Source organism: Clostridium manihotivorum, assembly GCF_004015185.1.
Classification (GTDB): domain Bacteria; phylum Bacillota; class Clostridia; order Clostridiales; family Clostridiaceae; genus Clostridium_AR; species Clostridium_AR manihotivorum.
This window is the reverse complement of the sequence record NZ_CP025746.1, coordinates 6,329,686-6,349,430: the sequence shown is the minus strand read 5'-3', so window position 1 is coordinate 6,349,430 and position 19,745 is coordinate 6,329,686. Positions and strand designations below refer to the sequence as shown.

General features: G+C 30.6%; 19 protein-coding genes. 10 read left to right on the top strand and 9 right to left on the bottom strand.

All coding sequences use genetic code 11. From position 1 onward, the window contains the following. Positions 1 to 2: 2 nt before the first annotated feature. Both C1I91_RS27870 and C1I91_RS27865 read right to left on the bottom strand, forming a co-directional pair. Entirely contained in the window at positions 3 to 995 is a 993-nt protein-coding gene (locus C1I91_RS27870; protein ID WP_128215853.1) for an ABC transporter substrate-binding protein, read from the bottom strand. A 420-nt stretch (positions 996 to 1,415) separates the two neighbouring features. After that, positions 1,416 to 1,829, bottom strand: a complete 414-nt coding sequence (locus tag C1I91_RS27865) for a HutP family protein (protein ID WP_128215852.1) — start codon at positions 1,827 to 1,829, stop codon at positions 1,416 to 1,418. Between the two features lie 273 nt (positions 1,830 to 2,102). Here C1I91_RS27865 and C1I91_RS27860 point away from each other — a divergent pair, with 273 nt between their 5' ends. From C1I91_RS27860 to C1I91_RS27845, 5 genes are all read left to right on the top strand, one after another. Further along, positions 2,103 to 2,396 (top strand): hypothetical protein, encoded by a 294-nt coding sequence (locus C1I91_RS27860; protein WP_128215851.1) that lies wholly within the window; start codon positions 2,103 to 2,105, stop codon positions 2,394 to 2,396. A gap of 326 nt (positions 2,397 to 2,722) precedes the next feature. Continuing rightward, a complete protein-coding gene (locus C1I91_RS28490) occupies positions 2,723 to 2,884 on the top strand; it encodes a hypothetical protein (RefSeq protein WP_164880692.1) in 162 nt (53 codons plus the stop codon). Positions 2,885 to 3,170: 286 nt separating this feature from the next. Further along, entirely contained in the window at positions 3,171 to 4,232 is a 1,062-nt protein-coding gene (locus C1I91_RS27855) for a WG repeat-containing protein (RefSeq protein WP_128215850.1), read from the top strand. A gap of 715 nt (positions 4,233 to 4,947) precedes the next feature. Further along, positions 4,948 to 6,093, top strand: a complete 1,146-nt coding sequence (locus C1I91_RS27850; protein ID WP_128215849.1) for a LuxE/PaaK family acyltransferase — start codon at positions 4,948 to 4,950, stop codon at positions 6,091 to 6,093. After that, entirely contained in the window at positions 6,090 to 7,442 is a 1,353-nt protein-coding gene (locus tag C1I91_RS27845) for an acyl-CoA reductase (protein WP_128215848.1), read from the top strand. Before C1I91_RS27850 ends, C1I91_RS27845 begins: the two co-directional genes overlap by 4 nt. 266 nt (positions 7,443 to 7,708) lie before the next feature. Here the strand turns inward: C1I91_RS27845 and fabV are convergent, their stop codons facing one another. Next, positions 7,709 to 8,899 carry an enoyl-ACP reductase FabV gene (gene fabV, locus C1I91_RS27840; RefSeq protein ID WP_128215847.1) on the bottom strand — a complete coding sequence of 397 codons (1,191 nt, stop codon included), beginning with the start codon at positions 8,897 to 8,899 and terminating at the stop codon, positions 7,709 to 7,711. Between the two features lie 283 nt (positions 8,900 to 9,182). Between fabV and C1I91_RS27835 the strand changes: the two genes are divergently transcribed. The 3 genes from C1I91_RS27835 to C1I91_RS27825 all read left to right on the top strand — a co-directional run bounded on the left by C1I91_RS27835 (position 9,183) and on the right by C1I91_RS27825 (position 11,981). Beyond that, on the top strand, positions 9,183 to 9,461 hold the full coding sequence (locus C1I91_RS27835) for a late competence development ComFB family protein (protein WP_128215846.1): 279 nt from the start codon (positions 9,183 to 9,185) through the stop codon (positions 9,459 to 9,461). Positions 9,462 to 10,231: 770 nt separating this feature from the next. Further along, entirely contained in the window at positions 10,232 to 11,329 is a 1,098-nt protein-coding gene (locus tag C1I91_RS27830; protein WP_128215845.1) for an MGDG synthase family glycosyltransferase, read from the top strand. A 268-nt stretch (positions 11,330 to 11,597) separates the two neighbouring features. Continuing rightward, positions 11,598 to 11,981, top strand: coding sequence for a hypothetical protein (locus tag C1I91_RS27825; protein WP_128215844.1), 384 nt, complete (start codon positions 11,598 to 11,600; stop codon positions 11,979 to 11,981). Positions 11,982 to 12,151: 170 nt separating this feature from the next. On the opposite strand, the gene C1I91_RS27820 is transcribed toward C1I91_RS27825, so the two are convergent. The 3 genes from C1I91_RS27820 to C1I91_RS27810 form a co-directional block, all read right to left on the bottom strand. Next, positions 12,152 to 12,769 (bottom strand): DUF3793 family protein, encoded by a 618-nt coding sequence (locus C1I91_RS27820; protein ID WP_128215843.1) that lies wholly within the window; start codon positions 12,767 to 12,769, stop codon positions 12,152 to 12,154. 22 nt (positions 12,770 to 12,791) lie between these two features. Beyond that, a complete protein-coding gene (locus C1I91_RS27815; RefSeq protein ID WP_128215842.1) occupies positions 12,792 to 13,214 on the bottom strand; it encodes a flavodoxin in 423 nt (140 codons plus the stop codon). Between the two features lie 340 nt (positions 13,215 to 13,554). Beyond that, the gene (locus C1I91_RS27810; RefSeq protein ID WP_128215841.1) at positions 13,555 to 14,319 is read right to left on the bottom strand and encodes an SDR family NAD(P)-dependent oxidoreductase; all 765 of its coding nucleotides are present in this window, start codon (positions 14,317 to 14,319) and stop codon (positions 13,555 to 13,557) included. Between the two features lie 235 nt (positions 14,320 to 14,554). Here C1I91_RS27810 and C1I91_RS27805 point away from each other — a divergent pair, with 235 nt between their 5' ends. Beyond that, the gene (locus C1I91_RS27805) at positions 14,555 to 15,250 is read left to right on the top strand and encodes a GGDEF domain-containing protein (protein ID WP_128215840.1); all 696 of its coding nucleotides are present in this window, start codon (positions 14,555 to 14,557) and stop codon (positions 15,248 to 15,250) included. 111 nt (positions 15,251 to 15,361) lie between these two features. On the opposite strand, the gene C1I91_RS27800 is transcribed toward C1I91_RS27805, so the two are convergent. Together C1I91_RS27800 and C1I91_RS27795 are read right to left on the bottom strand one after the other, a co-directional pair. Beyond that, the gene (locus C1I91_RS27800; protein ID WP_128215839.1) at positions 15,362 to 15,655 is read right to left on the bottom strand and encodes a hypothetical protein; all 294 of its coding nucleotides are present in this window, start codon (positions 15,653 to 15,655) and stop codon (positions 15,362 to 15,364) included. Between the two features lie 536 nt (positions 15,656 to 16,191). Beyond that, positions 16,192 to 17,145, bottom strand: coding sequence for a 2-hydroxyacid dehydrogenase (locus C1I91_RS27795; protein ID WP_128215838.1), 954 nt, complete (start codon positions 17,143 to 17,145; stop codon positions 16,192 to 16,194). Between the two features lie 218 nt (positions 17,146 to 17,363). Between C1I91_RS27795 and C1I91_RS27790 the strand changes: the two genes are divergently transcribed. Beyond that, positions 17,364 to 19,064 carry a methyl-accepting chemotaxis protein gene (locus C1I91_RS27790; protein ID WP_128215837.1) on the top strand — a complete coding sequence of 567 codons (1,701 nt, stop codon included), beginning with the start codon at positions 17,364 to 17,366 and terminating at the stop codon, positions 19,062 to 19,064. A gap of 102 nt (positions 19,065 to 19,166) precedes the next feature. Here C1I91_RS27790 and C1I91_RS27785 read toward each other — a convergent pair whose 3' ends face one another. Then, positions 19,167 to 19,661: a hypothetical protein gene (locus tag C1I91_RS27785; RefSeq protein WP_128215836.1), complete on the bottom strand. Its 495-nt coding sequence runs from the start codon at positions 19,659 to 19,661 to the stop codon at positions 19,167 to 19,169. Positions 19,662 to 19,745 lie beyond the last annotated feature (84 nt).

The following is a 19,745-nucleotide window of genomic DNA, read 5'->3' as shown; positions in this document are numbered from 1 at the left end:
GGTTAATTACCCCCAACGGTCTTAACTTTATCTTTAAGCTTATCTGGAATTACTATTCCTAAAGCTTTGGCAGTATCAAGGTTCACTACTACATCAAGATTGTCCAGAGTTTTCACTGACATAGTTTTTGGAGACTGACCGTTTATTACTTTAACTGCCATAAGTCCTGTTTCGTGACCAAGCTTGTAGTAGTCGATTCCTTTAGTTGCTAGAGCACCGGCATCTACATGTGCTTTTTCTGCGCCTATAATCGGTACTTTATGTTCTATAGATTTTTTTGATATTATTGGCATTGAGGAAGCAATTAAGTTGTCAGTAGGGGTGTATAGAACGTCTACTTTTGTTAGTAAGTTATCAAGTGCCGATGGTATATCGTTGGTACTTGTTACTCCTATAGGTTTTACATTAAAATCGAAGTTTTTCGCTATAGCCTTAGCTTCATCTAGCTGATTCTGTGAATTTGTCTCACTTGTGTTATATATAAATCCCACTGTCTTAGCAGATGGAATTAATTCTTTTATTAATTCAAACTGAGTATCTAAAGGAACATAATCACTAGTGCCAGTGACATTTGTATCTGGTCTGTTTTTTGATTTTACTAATTCTGCTTTTTGTGGGTCTGTAACTGCGGTTATTAGTATCGGAATATCTTTAGTTGCATTAAAAGCTGCTTGGGCACTAGGGGTTGATATAGCAAAGATTAGATCTTTTTTATCAGAAGCAAATTTTTGACCAATACTTTGAGCTGTAGCCAAGTCACCCTGTGCATTTTGAAAGTCTATTGTTATGTTCTCTTTATCTTTAAGACCATTTTCTGAAAGAGCATCTATAAAGCCTTTCCTAGCCGAGTCTAATGCTGGATGCTCTGCTATTTGGGTTATTCCAATACTTTTTAATTTTGTTGATACTTTTGAAGTTGGGGCACACCCAACTAAAAGAAATGCTGTAATACCTAAGGAAATTAATGAAATGATTTTTTTTCTTTGTGCTACCATACTACCATCCTCCAAATTTATAATTGTTTAGTTAAACATGGATTGAATCATAGATTTAAAGAGTAAGAGATGCTAGTATGTGAAGTAATATTCTTTTTTAGTATATCTTTATAAGTTAATATTTTAATTACAATACTTATCTAAAATACAATTTTTAAGAATAAAAAAACTCTCACTAAAAGTAATTAGGAGAGATTTAAGCATAACAAATAAAACCTATAAAGGTTTAAAATTTCTATATCTCCTACAAATCCTACAATTCTACGATTCTACAAGTTAACTCCAGCCAAAAAATCTACTATAAGATTAATTATCTAATCTTAAACTACAAAACTTCTACTATTGGCTTAAAACAGATTTTATACTAGCTAATAGAGGTTGTCAATATTTCTTTTTAAATGAAAAGTCTATTAATAATTTTTATTCTGGTATAGATCGGTGCCCAAGACCGATAACAACTTCATTCAAATGCAATAGACCTATGCTCATAAATATGCATACACTTATATGCTCGCCATGTCTTGCTATGCCAATTTTTCCGCCTACATTTAATCCATTAGCTTTAGCGGCTACTTGCATAAGTGCTTCTCTAGTTGCACCAGCAACAGCTCCATCATGAACATGACAATCTCTTATAAGACCATTTCTCTTTGAGGCTACTAAAGCCCTTTCAATGATCTTTGGTATTGAGGATATAAGGTTTCCACCTACATCTACGGCAACTGCTTTAATCCCTTTATTATTAAAATCATTTATAAGTTGTGACTCGCTATCTCTACTGGATATAGCCATCTGTATGGACGCTTTAGCTATATAATTACTATCAAAATTCATAATATCAACTCCAAGAATTATATTTTTTATGCTTGAAAACAAATTTCGGATCCAAGTGGTATATCTTTAAATAGATTATTACATTATAAAGCTTTAAATTCAACTGATAGACAATAGATTTTAATTAGTGTATTTATTATTGGTGCTGTCTTTATGTAGCTATATAAGTTAATGTAAATCAATATATTTATAAAAATTTTTATGTGAGGTAATTAAAAACATATAAGGTTCATAGGTATACATAGGAAGGATATATCTTTGGAGGAAAACGAAATGCTAAAATATTATTTATTAAGAATTTTAAAATACGCTATAATTATATTTGCTTTATTTATAATAATAATAATTATCTTCGGCTTTGATTATAATGCTAAAGGATTTACACAAGCGTCTTTGGGACAAGGGTGGTATATGGTTTTTCAGTATGAAAAGAGAAGAGAAAGCTTTGCTATTAATTTTGGAGTATTATCTATAGTTATCCCTATATTTGCAGCAATAATATCAGATTTGATGGTGAGAATCTTTTCTAGAAGGATGTCGAGGTTTAAGGATGTCAAAGCTAATTAAAAGGTAACTTTTTTTTGTGACTAACATAAAATATGATAAATTGATTTTTAGTAGTTACTTATATAATAATAATTAATGTATAAATATACGTTAATTATTTGAGTTAGTAGTGTATTAAGATACATCGAAATTTAGTGTTAAATGTTAAAAATTGTTAATAAAATTATTATGTACTTGCATTGATTTTATTATATAATTAAATTATGAGAATAGTTAAAAAATAATATTATATAAATTTATAATAGAACAGTTGAGCGTATTTTGTACAGGTAGTAGTGAAAAAGTTATGAAAAATATGAGAGTTTAAGATGGGGAGTGTTTGGACGATGACAAAACTAAAGGAATTGGAAGAACAATTAGTTAACTTAAAGCTACAGAAGAGAAATCTAATATTAGCAGGAAAAAAAACAGATGAAATCGATGAATGTATAAAAAATATAGAAAAAGATATAAAAAAGGAAAAAGAAACTTCTGATACGGCTGAATGAATTAATATATACAAATTATTATAAGATTTAGATGTTCTTTTAATTTGATTGGGTCATAAAATTGTATTTTGATATTAGAGGAAACATACAAGGTTTAAATTAAAAACTAAGTAGGTTTCTTTTATTTTTGTGAAAAATCAGTGTTTTATTTGTTGCTAAGATGTAAATTCATAACCTGTATATGATTTAAGCGTGATAATTAGTATTTTTTCAGTGTTTATAGTTCATCATTTTATATATAAATCATATATCAGTATTGTAGTGTATAAGTAGTTTGGAGGAAGCTATGATTTATAAGTTTTTAGATGATGAGTTGTATGGTTTTATTAATGAAAAAGGTGAAGTTGTAGTTGAACCTCAATTTTTAGGGCTTTTGCCTGCTTCAGAAGGTTTTATCCCATTCTATAGAGAAGATGGTTATGGTTTTATAAGTTATGATGGAAAGATATCTAAAACCTTCACGGAGTTCAGAGCCTTTGAGTTTTATGGCGGATTGTCCATAATTGAAAGTGATGGTCTCTATGGATTTATGGATAAGAATTTAAATATCATTGTTAACCCGTACTACGATGGTGCTATGAATTTTTCAGATGGGTTAGCACTGGTTGAGAAGAATGGAAAGAAAGGTTATATTGATACAAAAGGAAATATAAGAATTCCTCTGCAATATGAAGAGGCTAGTAGCTTCAGTGAAGGATTAGCAGTCATATGCTATAACCATAAAATGGGTTATATTAACACTGAAGGAGATGTAGTAATAAATCCTATTTTTAGTCGTTGTGGATTGTTTAGCGAGGGTTTAGCTATATATGAAATTGATGGTAAGTATGGATATTTGGACAAAAAGGGAAATATAGTGATACCGCCTGAGTTTGATATGGCAGAAAGCTTTTCTGAAGGGTTTGCTATAGTTATGAAAAATAAAAAGCTAGCAGTAATAAATAAAAAGGGAGAGTATGTAACTGGATTCCTTTTTGATTATTCCTTAGGTTTTAGTGAAGAACGTTGTGCTGTGGGATTGGATAAAAAGGGCCAAGAGGTATGGGGGTATATAAATACTTTAGGAAAACCATCCTCTGAATTTAGATTTGATAATGTATCCTACCATAATGAAGGGTTAGCAGTAGTGCAAGTTAATAATAAGTGTGGATATATAGACTTAAAGGGGCAATATAAGGTTAAACCTTCATTGCAAATGGCCTTTGATTTTGAGTACGGTCTAGGTGAATTTTTGCATGATGATAGAAATGGATATTTGGATAAGGAGGGAAATGTAATTTTTTATTCAAAAAATAAAGTTAATATAGAGAAGTATGCAATGGATAAGAGAATACTTTCTATTATGTGAAATAAGTAATCTTATACTCGTTTTATATACCGCTAGAAAGACTATGAATTAAAGGCTTTACCTTGATTCATAGTCTTTTTTGCTGTTAAGGAAAGTGTGAAGTTTATTATATAGGTATCCTTTACGGAAACTTAATTTATAAATGTTCGATAATACCGGCTTCTGGGGATTATCGGGCATTTATAAATTAATAGTTGAAGTTGGAACCCTATACATAAACCTAGAAATATCAAAGTTTTAGAACAGCGGAGAAGGTCAAACATTCACAAAGTGTAACAAAAAAACTTGTTTTTATAGAAAAATAAAGCTTGTAATTATTTATAATTACTTTTAAAAGATAATTAAAGATAAATAATATAAACAAAACTTTATGAATTAGTTAGATAAAAGGAATTAGCATTGCAAAAAAGTATAATTATGGCATAAAAATAGGTATAGTGGAGAAATAATGGGTTTAACAAAAATATGGGAAAAAGGTATACTTTCTATATAACAATAATAGGATACAGAGGTTACTGGGAAAGAGGTAAAGAATACTTATAAGTTGCCCTGTTATCGAAAAATGTTACAAAATACTACTGTTTGTAAAGTTTTTTCTTTCTATATTATATATAAGTATTTTGTGCATTAACAAAAAGATTATTTCACTATAACTAAAGATATATAAGTTAGTAGAAGTAGAATGAAGAAAGATAAAAAATAGGGAGGGAATTTTGTGAGTAAAAGCCAGTTTTTTCATGATTTTAAGGAAAATATTATTTTACAGTATCTAGAGTGCCCAGCATATAAGTTTCTATGTGACAGTCAGGGATATGATCCTAGAAAAAGTCTAAATGAGGAAAGTGATCTAGAGAAGGTACCATACTTTACAACTACACTATTTAAAAAATCCTCTAATTTATTTTCCAAGTTGCTTAGAGTAGCTCCTAATCAAATTGATATGTGGACAGTTTCTAGCAGTACAAGCGGAGATCCCAGCATTGTAGGAAGATCATTAAGTGATATAGAGCAGCTAAAAAGGGTTGCTATGTTAGATCCAGATATTCTTGATCCTAATTGTGATTATGATTGTGTATTCTACCCAGAACCTTTGGAGATGAGAAAATTTAAAAGTGAGCATATATTAGGAAAACCTACAGAATCATATATAGGTAATATTTTAAATCTTTTTGAGTTTAAGGGTGATGCATTGTTCCTACTAAAGCAAGAGAAGGAGGAGTTCAACCTAGATATAGAGGCCTTTAAAAGATATATTCAGTTTCACGATAAAAAAAATCATCACTTATCAGTGAGAGGCTCTACTTTACTTATATATAATACTATAAAACAACTAAGAGAAATAATTTCACCTGTAGAGCTAGGAGAAAAAGTAATTGTTAGCACTGGAGGAGGAGGCTGGGATGGTAAGAAGGGAACTATAAGCATCGGAACACAAATTCCAAGAAGACAATTTGTTGAAGAAGTATCAAGCTTCCTTGGAATACCACAAGAGAGCTTTGTAGATACCTATTCTTTTACTGAAAATAGTCTTCCTATACATGGACATTATTCTAAGGAACATGGTGACTATCTGTTCCATGTACCAAATGCAGGCAAAGTTATAATTAGGGATATAAAGACATTAAAACCATTAAGTAATGTAGGGGATAAAGGAGTAATACAGATTTTAAATGCTTATGGAACATCAACCTTTGCAGGCGCATCTGTTTTAGTTGATGATATAGGTGAAATTGTATCTATGGACAAATGCCCTAAATGTGGACAAGCTGGGATGACGATTAAAATATTAGGACGAGTAAAAGGTGCTGAAGCAAAAGGCTGTGGGGCTACATTAGATGTAAAGGAGAAAGAGGTAGTATGAAAATAGAATACTCATGCGGAAGTGAAGTTTACTTAGAAAAGCAAATCAATAATATGAAGGTTAATCTTCAAATATCAGAAAAAGAAGATGTTCAAAAAGAAATCTGTAGGTTAAAAGAAAATAAATTAAAAGTTCATGATATATCATCAGAAGAAACTATTGAGATATTAGATAGATGCGCAAGGCTGTGGCTTGATAGAGATTATAGTAAGCAGCATATTGAAGTAATAGCTAACTTAACAAATCAAAGCCCTCAGCTTGTGACTTACGAATTAGAAGGTTGTATGCAGGCTTTATTAAAGGAAAATATATATACTACTATAAAGGAAGAATTGGGACATTTAGATATATTGGATAATTGGGTAAAAACAAGCTATGGTTACGTACATAGGCAACCGAGAGGCTTGGCTTTCCATAATATATCGGGAAATGCATTTGTGGTAATACCAGTAAGTATATCTATGGGGCTTTTATCTAAGAATTGTAACTTGATAAAGGTTTCTGGAGATGAGCCGTATTTTGCTAATGCATTCTATAAAAGTCTTTGTGAAATTGATGAGAATATAAAAGAAAGACTATCCATAGTATACTTCGACAGTAGTAAGTCAGATATATATGAGGAAGTAGTTAAAGAAAGTGATTGTGTCATACATTGGGGAGGAGAATATTCCGGCAGGATAATGAAAGAGTTGTGTGCAAGATACGATACTCATATAGTGATGCATGGAGCAAAAATAAGCTTTGAAGTTATAGAAAGTATACTTGATATGGAGTATAATGCTAACCTTGTTGCAAGAGATATAATAGCCTGGGAACAAAAAGCCTGTCTTTCACCAAGAATAGTATTTATAAATAGGGATGTAGACTATGAAAAGTTTTCCAAAAGTTTAGCTGACTCTCTTAATACTCTAAGTAAAGAGTTTCCCAAATCATATTTAAATACTTGGAATTCAGTTAAAGCTATACAAGATAGGCAATTTTGCACTTTAAAGTACGGATTAAATAAAGGTATAAAGGTATATTGCTCTGAAAATGCAGATTACACTGTCCTACTAAATGAAGATATGCCAGACAAAGTAGATCTTGATAGATGTTTTTATAGATTTATATTTGTATGTCCGTATAGTGATAAAATGCAGGTATATAGTTATGTAGAAAAAAACCTAAAAGACTATCTGCAAACTATGGGATATCTAGGGGATGATCAGGCTTTCATAGAAAAGATGACTTTGCTAGGAGTAAGCATAGTTACGAAGCCTGGTGAAATGTCTCTTCATCAACCAGGCACATCCCATGATGGACTTCATAACCTTGATGAAATGACCTTTATAGTGAGCAGGCAGCTTTAATATTAAGAAGTCCTATAGTACAACTATAGGGCTTCTGCATTTACTGTCAGGAAAGTATAAAGTTTTTGAATATATAAACCTAGTAATATAAAGGATTTGGAGTAGCTATTTAGGGTAAACAGTAAAAAGAAATCTGTTCCTCTTGTAAGGTTTTCCTAATATACATTGGGAAAGGCAGATATGCAAAAAATTGCTGAAAAATTGGTCGTCAGCAATTTTTTGTAATATTATACAAATTGTAATTAATTGAAGTTGCTTGGATATTCTTATATTTGGACTAGCCCTTGTATGTCAACATCGGGATTAATATCCGTATCATAATCTATCTGTTGATGACCAAAGCCAAATAGTTTAAAGAATTCTTTTCTAAAGCCTTCTATATCAGTTAACTGTCTTATGTTATCTGAATTTATTTCATCCCATTGAAGAATTACTTCTCTTTGGATATCATCTCTTAATTCTAAGTCATCTAATCTAATTATTTGGCTCTCGTCAAGAGGTTCTTCGGAATATAGTTTTGTACTCATAAGCCTATAGATCTGCTCTATACAAGACTCATCCAAATTCTTATCCTTCATAAGTTTAAGCAGCAATGCTATATAAAGTGGTACTACAGGTATAGCGGCGCTTGATTGTGTCACTAAAGCTTTATTTGAGGATATATAGGCTTTTCCATTTATAGGCTTTAGCTTGTCGTTTAGTATTTTAGCGGTTTGTTCTAAATGCTTCTTTGCTTCTCCTATTGTTCCGTTTCTATATATAGGATAAGTAAGCTCAGAACCTATATATGTATAAGCTACAGTTTTAACATTAGGCGATAGTACTTTGGCATTTGACAAAGCTTCAATCCAAAGCTGCCAATCTTCTCCCCCCATTACCTTTCTTGTACTTTCAACTTCTTCTTCTGATGCTGGAGATATTGTTACTTCTTGGATTATATCAGTGTGGAAGTTTACAGCCTTGTTAGTATAGGCTTCTCCTATTGGTTTAAGGGATGATTGATAGGTTTCTCCAGTAATAGGGTCAGTTCTTCTTGGAGAAGCAATGCTATAAATTATAAGATCTATTTGCCCTAGATCATTTTTTATCAATTCAACAACCTTTTCTTTAACTTCATTTGAGAAAGCATCTCCATTTATTGTTTTTGAGTAAAGGCCTTCTTCTTTTGCTAATCTTTCAAACTCAGCTGTGTTATACCAGCCTGCACTTGCAGTTCTAGATTTTGCTGCAGGTCTTTCAAAAGCAACGCCTATTGTATTTGCCCCTGCTCCAAAAGCCATAGCTATTCTTGAAGCTAAGCCGTATCCAGTAGATGATCCGATAACGAGAACATTTTTAGGACTATCTATATGTTTCTGTTTTTTTATAAATTCTACCTGCTCACGAACATTTATAGCGCAACCTTCAGGATGAGCTGTTAAACATATATAATCTCTAAATTTAGGTTTAATTATCATACTTAACTCCTTACGCGATATTTTATTATAAAAATAATAATCTTTAGTTAAGTTTATCATAAATTAATTTGATATTCAAAGTAATTTATTCTACAAAATATGTGAATAGGTGTATACTTAAATAAAAAAATGTATTTATGGATTTATAGTTTAGAAATAAAATATTTGATTAAAGAATAGTGACTAATTTAAAAGAAACTGGAAAAAGGCTAACACTACAGAATGTTAGAAATTGTACGAAAATACAAATAAGACTAGTATAATATAAATACAGGAGGATATAATGCTGAAAAATTGTATGGAAGATATAGTTGATGACATCTTACCTCTAGTTTTAGAAGACTATAAGGGAGCTTGCACTTGTTATAAATGCATAAATGATGTTAAAGCTATTGCTCTTAATAATCTTCCCCCACTTTATGCTGTTACAGAAAGTGGACGATTATATCTAAAAATGAATGAGATGAAAGCTCAAGTGAAGATTGATGTTATTAATGAACTGACTAAAGCACTTCAAAAAGTAACACAAAATCCACTTCATGAAATATCAGCAGATGTATAATATTAAAAGAACTACTATCTTTAAGGTGGTAGTTTTTTTACTGTCTAGGAATCAGAAAAAGTGCTAGGTAAACCTAGTAATGTTAAGGTTTTAGAACATTTGTTTAGGGAAAATAGTTAAAAAGAAATCTTATTCGACTGCCAGATTTTCCTCATGTACATTCTGAAAGGCAGATTTACAAAATAGCTCAGTAAATAAGGGTGCTTTAGCGAATTTTTTATTCTTTAGGAAATTATGTTTTAGAGAAGTCTTTTGATAAGGTTGTTTAGAGATTTTTGAGCCTAGATAAGTTTCAATTAATGGATGGTAGAAAATTAATTGATATTAATCATAAGTAAAATTATAATTTAAGGTATGTAAATAAAGTTAAATTAGTAAGATGTAAAGCTATATATAGGATGGTTCTAATAAGTATAGCATTAGGATACTAACATAAAAGTATATGTATGTTTAGATTTTATTAAGATAGTTAAATAAATTATATTATTGTAGAACATGAGGAAATACTTGCTATTATATGAGTATAAAGTTTTTGTGCTTTATTTAAGGAATTATTCAGAATTCATTAAGAAATTTTTAATTTAATACAGTTATAGTAATAAGTGAGTTATTACTGAGGACGTATGGCTTGAAATATTAAAGATATTTTAAAACATAAGTTTTATAAATAAGAGAATTTTAAGATTTATTATTTTAATATAATAGCTAATATATATGGTTTGACTTTAATATATTCAACCCTAAGTTGAATATTAAAAGGAGTGGTATTTATGAACGGAAAGATATTAATTATAACTGCATCTACTGGTCAGGGGCATAACTCTGTTGCAGATTCACTAAAGAATGAATTGAAGAATAAGGGGTATGAGGTTAAGTGTATTGAACCTATAAGAGAGAGTGCTAGGATGCTGGATAAAGTAGTATCTGGAGGTTACGAAATCTTAGCCACAAAAACTCCAGCTTTGTTTGGGATGTTATATAGGGTTAGTGATCATAGAGTAACCAGCGTTGGGATAAATAAATTAGTTGGTGGGTCCATAAAGGAAGCAACCTATAAGATAATAAGTCAATATAACCCGAGTCTAATAATATCAACTCATCCCCTACTGGTAAGTGTTATTTCAAGTTTAAAAATTGAAGAAAAAATAAATATACCATTTATATCTGTGGTAACGGATTATAAAGCACACAGTTCTTATGTTAATTCAAAAGTGGATGGTTATATAGTAGGAAGCAATTATACAAAGAATAGTCTTATAGAAAAAGGAGTAGATGAAGATAAGGTACATACATACGGGATACCTATTAAGAGGGATTTCTTAAATGTGAATAACTCTTTGAAACAGGATGAGGTTTTCACTATACTTCTAATGGGAGGAAGTATGGGTGTTAAGGCTATGAAAAAGGCTCTAATGAAAATAATGAATTTAGATATTCCCATTAGGATTATAGTGGTTTGTGGAAACAATATGGAGTTAAAGGAACATTTAGAGAGTGTTTATGAAAGGGTTCCTTTGGATAAGCAATTAATAATATTGGGCTTTACTCAGAAGGTATCAGAGCTTATGGATGTATCAGATTTAATAATAACCAAGGCAGGTGGGCTTACTATAACCGAAGCTTTGAATAAAAAACTTCCAATAGTAGTACCTTATTATATTCCAGGTCAAGAAGCTGAAAATGTTAGGTTTTTGGTTGGAGAAGAGGTTGCTATGTCCACTAGCGTAGACGAACTTGATGGTGTTATAAAGGATCTCTTTTATAACCAAGCTAAACTACAAGAGATGAGGGTAAATATAGAGAATTTAATTAAGGGTACATCTTTAGATAGTACTGTTGATTTGTTAGCTTCATTAGTAGCTATATAAATATTTTGTTAAAGCGAGAATCATAGGTTAATGAATCTCGCTTTATTATTTAAAAGTTATTTTATTCCATACTAATAATTAACTATGTAACCAAAACAATTCTATTACATTAGAAGTATATTCGCGATAATATATAGAAGTGATGAGATTTCAAATGACTTCATGAGTGAAGTGTATATCTTTTAAAAGTTACTACTTTAAATTTTAAGTTTTTAAAATTTAATTGGGTGGTTAATCTTTTTAGTTAATATTTTTAAGGGGTGCTTGGATGAAGATAAAATTAACTATTTCATTAGATGGAAAACTTATATTACCTTTGAATTACAATCATGTACTAAAGGATGCTATCGATAAATGGTTTGACGATCCTAGTTATGGATTGTTAATGGGAAAGGTAATAGGACAAGATAAAACAGATGCTAAGAAGAGATTTTCTTTTTCTGAAATTAAAGGAATTAGAAAAATTAATGAATCAGAGAACTATACTACATTTTATAATGAATTTGAGCTAGAATTAGAGAGCTATGATGAGTGGTTTATGATGTACTTGGCAAACAATTTAGCAATGGGACATTGGTTCCTATTAGCTGGACAACCTGTTTTTGTTAGTGATGTTCAGTTGCTTAGTATGGATGCAGCATTTAATCACTAATTACATAAGAAGAGCCTATATCTTGCAGCTAAGATATAGGCTTATAGTATAGTTATATGTTTTATTTTTTTATTAGATTTTACGGCAGATTCAAATCTAATAAGGAGTGCGCAATTTTAGTTTTTTATTTAATATTTTCTTAGAACTTCAGAGGCAGATTGAGATTCTAATTAATTAAATAACTGAGGTGTAAAATTATTTTTTAGTGATATAACATTCTCTCCCTGTATGATGCAATCTGCTACTAAGTTTTTGGATTTATCATATAGGTCAAAAAGTCTCTTTGCATAATCTGTATCTGAGTAGACCTTCCAGTAGCCAGATAGCAGGCATGGTTTATTGCAGCTAATAAACCCTTCTACATCATGAATGGGTATTCCAAGAAAGATTCCCGCTTCGTGAGGAAATCTATTCTCTTTTAACCTGTTATATAAATGATTTAGAACAGCATTTGTGTCATCTAAATCAGTATAACCATAATTGGTTAATAATGATCTTACCTTTGGACAACTTAATACATCAGTAATAGAGTTTTTGTTATATATAAGTATTGTTTCTTTATTATTTATGTGATCAATAGATATATAATCTAGTTTTAAATTGGACAGGAAATCATCACCTAGGGTGTTCCATAAACTTAAAAGATTTCTATTAGTATTAAGTATATTGATTATAGAAGAAGGTTTAACCCCTGTTATCACAGGTGAAATTAGATAAGAAATAAAACATCTAAAATACTCCTCATCCTTCATATTATCTAACTGTTTAAAAAACACTAGATTATCCAAATTAAACCCTCCTAAGTATAATTTATATTATTGATTTACCAAATTCTATGCAGCGGTTTTCTTCCTCGTCTTCAGGATAGCCATTAACTATAAGTCCGTCTCCTATTAAGACAGCTCCGTATTCAGACATTCTATCTTGCCAGTTTCTCATCCATTCTCCATCGCCCCAGCCATATGAACCGAAGAGGGCAACTTTTTTGCCTGAAATAATATCTTTCAGTGATTCAACAAAAGGTTCCATTTCAGATTCTTCTATTACTTCATTTCCCATAGATGGTGATCCTAAGACTACTATATCTGAATCAGCTATATCATCTAATGTTGCAGAGGATACTTGTAATAGTTTAACCTGCGATTCTTTTTGAGATACGCCAGAACTTATAAGTTCTGCCATTTTTTCTGTATTGCCTGTACCACTATAGTATATAATACTTACCTTTGACATTATTCTAACCACCTTTTTATAAAATATTAGCAATGAAAATCATTATCAATTACATGATAATGTTTTATCAATAACTTGTCAATACATGGATTGAAAAATGTTTATAATTTAACAATTGTTTTTATATAATGGCCATATGAAGTAAAATCATACACATGTAAGTATCGTTACGCAGTTAATAAAAATCCCAGTAGGAAAATAGATTTAATAATCTGTTTTCCTACTGGGATTATTGATTGGCAGTGTCATGAATGTTTTCTGAGTTTAATTATTGGATATTCTCAATAATATTGTTGAAATTAAGTGGTTATGAATGCAATGCTATATGAGAGAGCAATAATTATATTTCTTTTGTAAAAGAGCCTATCATATGAACTACAAGTTTACGTGGCAAAAATTTTGAGGTGTATGCCATAGCTTTATTAAGGATGCCTGGAATAACAACTCTTGATCCTTTGTGCATTGCTCTGTATCCTATTTTCACAACAGAACTTGCCGACATTGGATTTTTGAACATTCTAGTATTTTCAACACTTGCAACTTTACCAAAGTTAGTCTTAGATGCTCCTGGACATAAAGTTGTAACTGTTATACCACTACCTTTAAGTTCTTTTGCTAAAGCTTCAGAAAATGATAATACATATGCCTTGGTTGCACAGTATACTGCCATCATTGGAGCTGGCTGAAAAGATCCTAAGGAAGCAATATTTATAATTTTTCCGCGATTTTTTAGCTTCATTTCTTGTATAGCATGGTGGCTTAGCTCTGTCAACACTGAGATATTAAGTGTTATCATGTTAGATTGTGCCTCAGCTGATAGCTTATCGAATTGTCCGAATAGTCCAAAGCCAGCGTTATTTACTAGGATATCTACAGATAAGTTCTTATTCTTTATTTCTGAGAATAGTTCTTTTACAGCATTTGGTTTAGTTAAATCTTTTTGTATAACTGTGATGTTAACATTTTTAAACTCATTTTTTATCTCTATTAATCTATCAATGTTTCTTGCAACTAGGATCATATCATACTGATCTTGAGCAAATAATTTTACGAATTCGTATCCAAAACCGCTAGAAGCACCTGTTATTAATGCTATTTCTCTCATAAACTCTCCTTTATTATATAAATTAATTGAATTATATTTTGTGTTAATTATAATAAATAGTCTGTTTTTCATCAAGAAAATCAAAATTAATTTTTCATATAGTATATGTTATTAATATATCATTTAATTAATGTAGTATATTATAAATTTGTTAAATTATTAAACAATAAGTGTTTATTATAGTTTATATAAGTGATATAATATAAAACGTATTTTTGCATAAAGAAGGGATAAAATGGATAGGATTCTTAATAAATTTACCCCGTTTATAATTTCTCTAAATGTAATAATATTGCACATTCTAGGATATGTATTAGATTTATATGCTCCTAGAAAGTATATATTTATTATATGGACAAGCATAGCATTTATAGACGCTGTATTTGCTTTTAGATGTGGAATGATGATGAAGGATCTACGCATTCTTGCGTATACAGATAAACTTACTGAATTGTACAATAGAAGGTTTTTTGTAGGTAAAATGGTAGATGAGATGAAAAAGTTAAAGGACAACGACCTAGGTATATCCTTATTGATGATTGATGTGGATAATTTTAAGATAATTAATGATACCTATGGACATAGTTCAGGAGATTTAGTTCTTAAGGAATTAGCTAATATAATAAAGCCCAATATAAGAGCCAGAGATACTATAACTAGATTCGGTGGTGAAGAGTTTGCAATAATTCTTCCGGAAACAAATAAAGAAAAGGCTATAATAGTAGCCGAAAAGATTAGAAATCTAGTAGCAAGTCATGTGTTTAGGTTTAAAGAAGATGAAAGAAACGTGACTATAAGTATAGGGGTAGTTTCAGTTAGAGACCAAGTAGATACTCAGTTACTTATTGACTTGGCTGATAGAGCGCTTTATAAGGCTAAGGAAAGAAGAAATACAGTTGTTTTTTCCGAATTAGGAGATTTAGTTGTATAAAGTATCAATTTTAATTATGTGAAATTTTATAATCACCATTACCAGTTGTTATACCTAGAAAGAGATTTTTAATTAAGTAAAATATATGTATGTAAAAGTATAATGTTTCTGTTAACCCTTTTTTTTAATAGGTTTATTCGCTCGTCTTGATATAAATATATTTATAAAGAAATATATAAATGTATATCCTAAACCTAGTGTTATTATAAATACCCCTTTTGCGTTTTGCATTAGAGATATATCTGATGGATGATTTAAATAACTTTTATAGTAATCATATGTATAAAAAAGTGAGTATAATGAAGAAAAAAAGAATAGTATAGTAAGTTTAATTAAGTCTTTAGTATCATTGCTGGAGAATTTCTCGATATCATTTAATCCCAAAAAAGCATTTAATTTTTTCATAAAAAACACCACCTAACTTCATAATCTTTAAGATTATTGACATTAAGGTGGTAGAGTATACCAGAGTAGGGGTGTTAATTTTTATTTAACATAAGAAACATGGTGATATGACTAGCACCAATAAAGATAATTTATCACCTAATTATAATCTTTCGACTATAAAAAAGCACATCACTACCAATATTAATGGTTCGTTCGACCTTATAAGATATTTACATAACTATATATAACCTTTCGGCTACATATAACCATTACAACACCATACAACATCTTATCTCGACCCAATATGATAAGTTGGGACCTCAGTATAATCAAAATCTATGACTACAATAAAGCCTTTCCTAACCATATAGAATCTTATTTACATAACAACAGCTATTGCTATCACTATATAAATTCCTCTTATAAAGATAGTATAAACTATATTATAAGGATTGACTTATCACCATGTTCCTTATGATATTAATATAACCTCTATCTCTTTAATAATACGTGGAATATTTTGTTATAAGGTTATTGATTATAAAGTAGTTTTACTAAAAAACTATATTCTTTTTTTCGCCATTTATCCAAGAGTACACGTTATCGAAAACTATATCTGCTCTCTTTACCATAGATTCATCAGTTGCAAAAGCTATATGAGGTGTAACAAGGGTATTTTTTGAATTAAATAAAGGATGACAAGCTTTAACAGGTGGTTCAACCTCAAAGACATCTATTCCAGCGCCAGCGATAGTTCCATTGTTCAAGGCTTCTGCTAAGGCATCACTATCAACAACAGGACCTCTTGCCATGTTTATTAGTATTGCATTTCTTTTCATTAAATGTAGGTTGTCTTTATTTATAAGCTTATTTGTACTATCTGTAAGAGGTACATGAAGCGATACTATATCACTATTTTTTAATAAATCTTCTAGGCTCACATAATTAATTCCTAAGTCTTTACCTTCAATTCTTTCAGTTCTGCTGTAGCCTAATAGTTTGCAATTAAAGGCTTTAAGAATTTCAGCAGTTCTTATGCCTATATCCCCAGTTCCAACTATACCTACAGTTTTTCCATTTAGCTCTGTTCCTACTAGGCCTAATTTAGTTCCTTCTTTTCGAGCAACGTCATCACATTGTTTTACATTTCTAAGCAAAGATATTATCATTCCTATAGTTAGCTCTGCTACAGCTTCTGTGGCATAACCTTTAGCATTTGATACTGTTATTCCTCTTTCTTCACAGGCTGCCTTATCTACATGGTCTACCCCTGTAAAGGCAACGGCTATATATTTTAAATTTTCTACACTTCTTATAACCTCGCCGCATAAAGGGCTATTTGCAATCATAAGAATATCTGCACCGCTAGCTCTATTTTTTAACATTTCAGTATCTTTTTCCACTGTATCATAAGCTATGAACTCATGACCTTTATCAATAAGATCTGAAGCTAATTTAGTTAAGGTGTCTTTACTTATACCTAATGGTTCCAATAATACTATTTTCATAATGATTCCCCCTAAATAAATAAAAATATAAGTATTTACTAATATTATAACTGTTTTATTCATAACTAGGATAAAAAATATACGGTAGCCAGTGATTTCTTTATATGCCACTGATTAATCGTTGAATGAACTGACTGTAAAGTATAATATTTAATTAAGTTAAATATTTTATTTAATTAGATTAAAAATATTATTATAAATATTAGGGGGAATAGAATATGTTTAAATTTTTTAAAAAGGCTAGGATATCTACTATGGTCGTTTTGATAGCTTTTTTATCCATTATTTTCACAGTCACGATAGGAGGACTAGCTATAAGGAATATGGATAAGCTAAATGACAACTTAGGCAATATGTATAAAGGTGATTTGCAGACCACTTATTATGTATCTCAAATAAGAGCTAACTTTCTTAATGTAAGATTAACAGCTACCTCGGTAAGTTCTAAGTTTAATGAACAAGACAATAGTGCAATAAAGACTTATGACAAAATAGTTCAAGATAATCTAGCTCTATATGAAAAGAATGCAACTAACGGACAAGAGGTAAATAATGCAGCAGCATTTAAGAAGGACTATACAGAATACATAAGTTTGTGGAATAAAAATGAAGATAACTTAAGAGCAGGGGGTAAACTTTCGAGTTCTGATGCTTCAAGATTTGGACAGCTAGGAGATGAGATTGCATCAATTCTTGAAAATACAATGGAATTACACCAAAAAGTAGCTTCCAATGTATATGATCAAAGCAATTTATTATATTCAGGCAGTTATACAACATTTTGTATTATTTTAATTATCATATTTATCATATTAAGCTCAATTTCATTGTTGATAATTCACAATATAAGAACAGCATCAAAGGATATGATTGAAAAAATAGAAAAGGTAGCTCTAGGAGATTTTACTGTAGATATAACCTACGACGGGGATAATGAGTTTGATATAATAAAGAGATCTCTAAATAAGATGCTTACGGATATATCTGAAACTCTTAAAGGCTTCGTTGATCATTCCAAGACCATTAATGTTCAGACTGAGAGTTTGTCTGCTGTAGCAGAGGAAATGTCTGCAACAACTAGTGATATAACAACAAGTATAACTGAAATAGCTTCAAGTACAAATGATCAAGCAAGCGGTTTATCAGATATAGATAGGAGCATAAATAAATTTAATGAAGATTTAAATAGTATATTAGCGTCTATAGGTGAAGTGGACAATAATTCTAGAGAAGTCGTGGTTCTAGCAAACGAAAGTAACGATAGTATGAATGGAATGGTGAGCTCCATTAATAAGGTATCCACATCTTTAGCTAACTTTATATCAAAGTTATCTAGCTTAGGCGATAATATCGAGCATATCAATGAGATTACAGGATTGATAAATGCAATTGCTGATCAGACCAATCTGTTGGCGCTTAATGCTGCCATTGAGGCTGCAAGAGCTGGAGAAGCAGGTAAAGGCTTTGCAGTAGTGGCAGAAGAAATAAGGAAGCTTGCTGAGCAGTCTAAGAAGTCTTCAGGAGAGATAAACTTGATAGTGAATAGTGTTTCAAGTGACACTAAGAACCTTATTTCTAGTTCAGATGTGATGAGCAGTGAGTTGTCTAATCAGTTAACAGGAATAAATGCGTCTGCGGATTCTTTTAAGAAGATATTAGAAGAAATAAATAATGTTATACCTCAAATAGAATCTATAGCTAAATCGGCTGAAAATGTTAAAGCAGAGAAGAATGCTATAGTAAGCAGCATAGGGGAGTCTACTTCAGCGGCTGAAGAGATAGCGTCATCATCTGAGGTTATAGCAGCGTCATCAGAAGAAATAAATGCATCATCAGAAGAAATTGCAGCAGCAGCTCAAACTCTATCTTCCATGACAAAAGGGATGGTTGAAGCTGTAAATAAATTCAGACTTAAGTAAGATCACTCCAGAAGATGTATATGATTTAGAAGGTTTTTCTTTAATATTAATAAAAGCATGTTCAAATAGGATATATAATCTTATTTGAACATGCTTTTTGTTTTAGTTTCGTAGATATCTTAAAGGACTTACTCCATCTTGAGCATTTAAAAGATCACCTTTTACAGCCATGATGTAATAACCTAGAATAAACAATATTACAAATGGTCCCATTAGATTACCTATGAAGATAGCTATTAGTAGTGTATGGGTAGCATAGTTATATATTGAACCAAAGTTTATAGTGTTAATACGTTTAAATTTATTGTAGCCAAGAAATAGGAAACTTAAGAATAGTGCAGTTATAGCAGTTCCTATAGTTGAATAAAGTATAATTCCGAGGACTGTAGCTACATCAAAAGTGATATAGTAGTTAATTACAGAGGTAAAGTTACCATAGATTACTCCCTTTATAGCCTTCATAAACATAAAAAATATAAATCCTGTTATAGCCACTAAAAAATCAAATTTTAATAACTTACCAAAGGGTTGATCTTTAAACCTATGATATAGATGTGGCTTAAACATGCTTATTTTTAGTTCATATAAAAGATTCAAAATAAAGTCTCCCTTCCCATTAGGTTGTGATTATTGCTTCGATATTCTAAATATAGAGATATAGATGGTTACAACTTGTAACCA

Coding starts and splice junctions, on each gene's coding strand:
- C1I91_RS27805 (WP_128215840.1), top strand. CDS start 14,555: ATGGATAGGATTCTTAATAAATTTACCCCGTTTATAATTTCTCTAAAT.
- C1I91_RS27865 (WP_128215852.1), bottom strand. CDS start 1,829: ATGAATTTTGATAGTAATTATATAGCTAAAGCGTCCATACAGATGGCT.
- C1I91_RS27795 (WP_128215838.1), bottom strand. CDS start 17,145: ATGAAAATAGTATTATTGGAACCATTAGGTATAAGTAAAGACACCTTA.
- C1I91_RS27790 (WP_128215837.1), top strand. CDS start 17,364: ATGTTTAAATTTTTTAAAAAGGCTAGGATATCTACTATGGTCGTTTTG.
- C1I91_RS27800 (WP_128215839.1), bottom strand. CDS start 15,655: ATGAAAAAATTAAATGCTTTTTTGGGATTAAATGATATCGAGAAATTC.
- fabV (WP_128215847.1), bottom strand. CDS start 8,899: ATGATAATTAAACCTAAATTTAGAGATTATATATGTTTAACAGCTCAT.
- C1I91_RS27815 (WP_128215842.1), bottom strand. CDS start 13,214: ATGTCAAAGGTAAGTATTATATACTATAGTGGTACAGGCAATACAGAA.
- C1I91_RS28490 (WP_164880692.1), top strand. CDS start 2,723: ATGACAAAACTAAAGGAATTGGAAGAACAATTAGTTAACTTAAAGCTA.
- C1I91_RS27860 (WP_128215851.1), top strand. CDS start 2,103: ATGCTAAAATATTATTTATTAAGAATTTTAAAATACGCTATAATTATA.
- C1I91_RS27835 (WP_128215846.1), top strand. CDS start 9,183: ATGCTGAAAAATTGTATGGAAGATATAGTTGATGACATCTTACCTCTA.
- C1I91_RS27855 (WP_128215850.1), top strand. CDS start 3,171: ATGATTTATAAGTTTTTAGATGATGAGTTGTATGGTTTTATTAATGAA.
- C1I91_RS27870 (WP_128215853.1), bottom strand. CDS start 995: ATGGTAGCACAAAGAAAAAAAATCATTTCATTAATTTCCTTAGGTATT.
- C1I91_RS27830 (WP_128215845.1), top strand. CDS start 10,232: ATGAACGGAAAGATATTAATTATAACTGCATCTACTGGTCAGGGGCAT.
- C1I91_RS27810 (WP_128215841.1), bottom strand. CDS start 14,319: ATGAGAGAAATAGCATTAATAACAGGTGCTTCTAGCGGTTTTGGATAC.
- C1I91_RS27845 (WP_128215848.1), top strand. CDS start 6,090: ATGAAAATAGAATACTCATGCGGAAGTGAAGTTTACTTAGAAAAGCAA.
- C1I91_RS27825 (WP_128215844.1), top strand. CDS start 11,598: ATGAAGATAAAATTAACTATTTCATTAGATGGAAAACTTATATTACCT.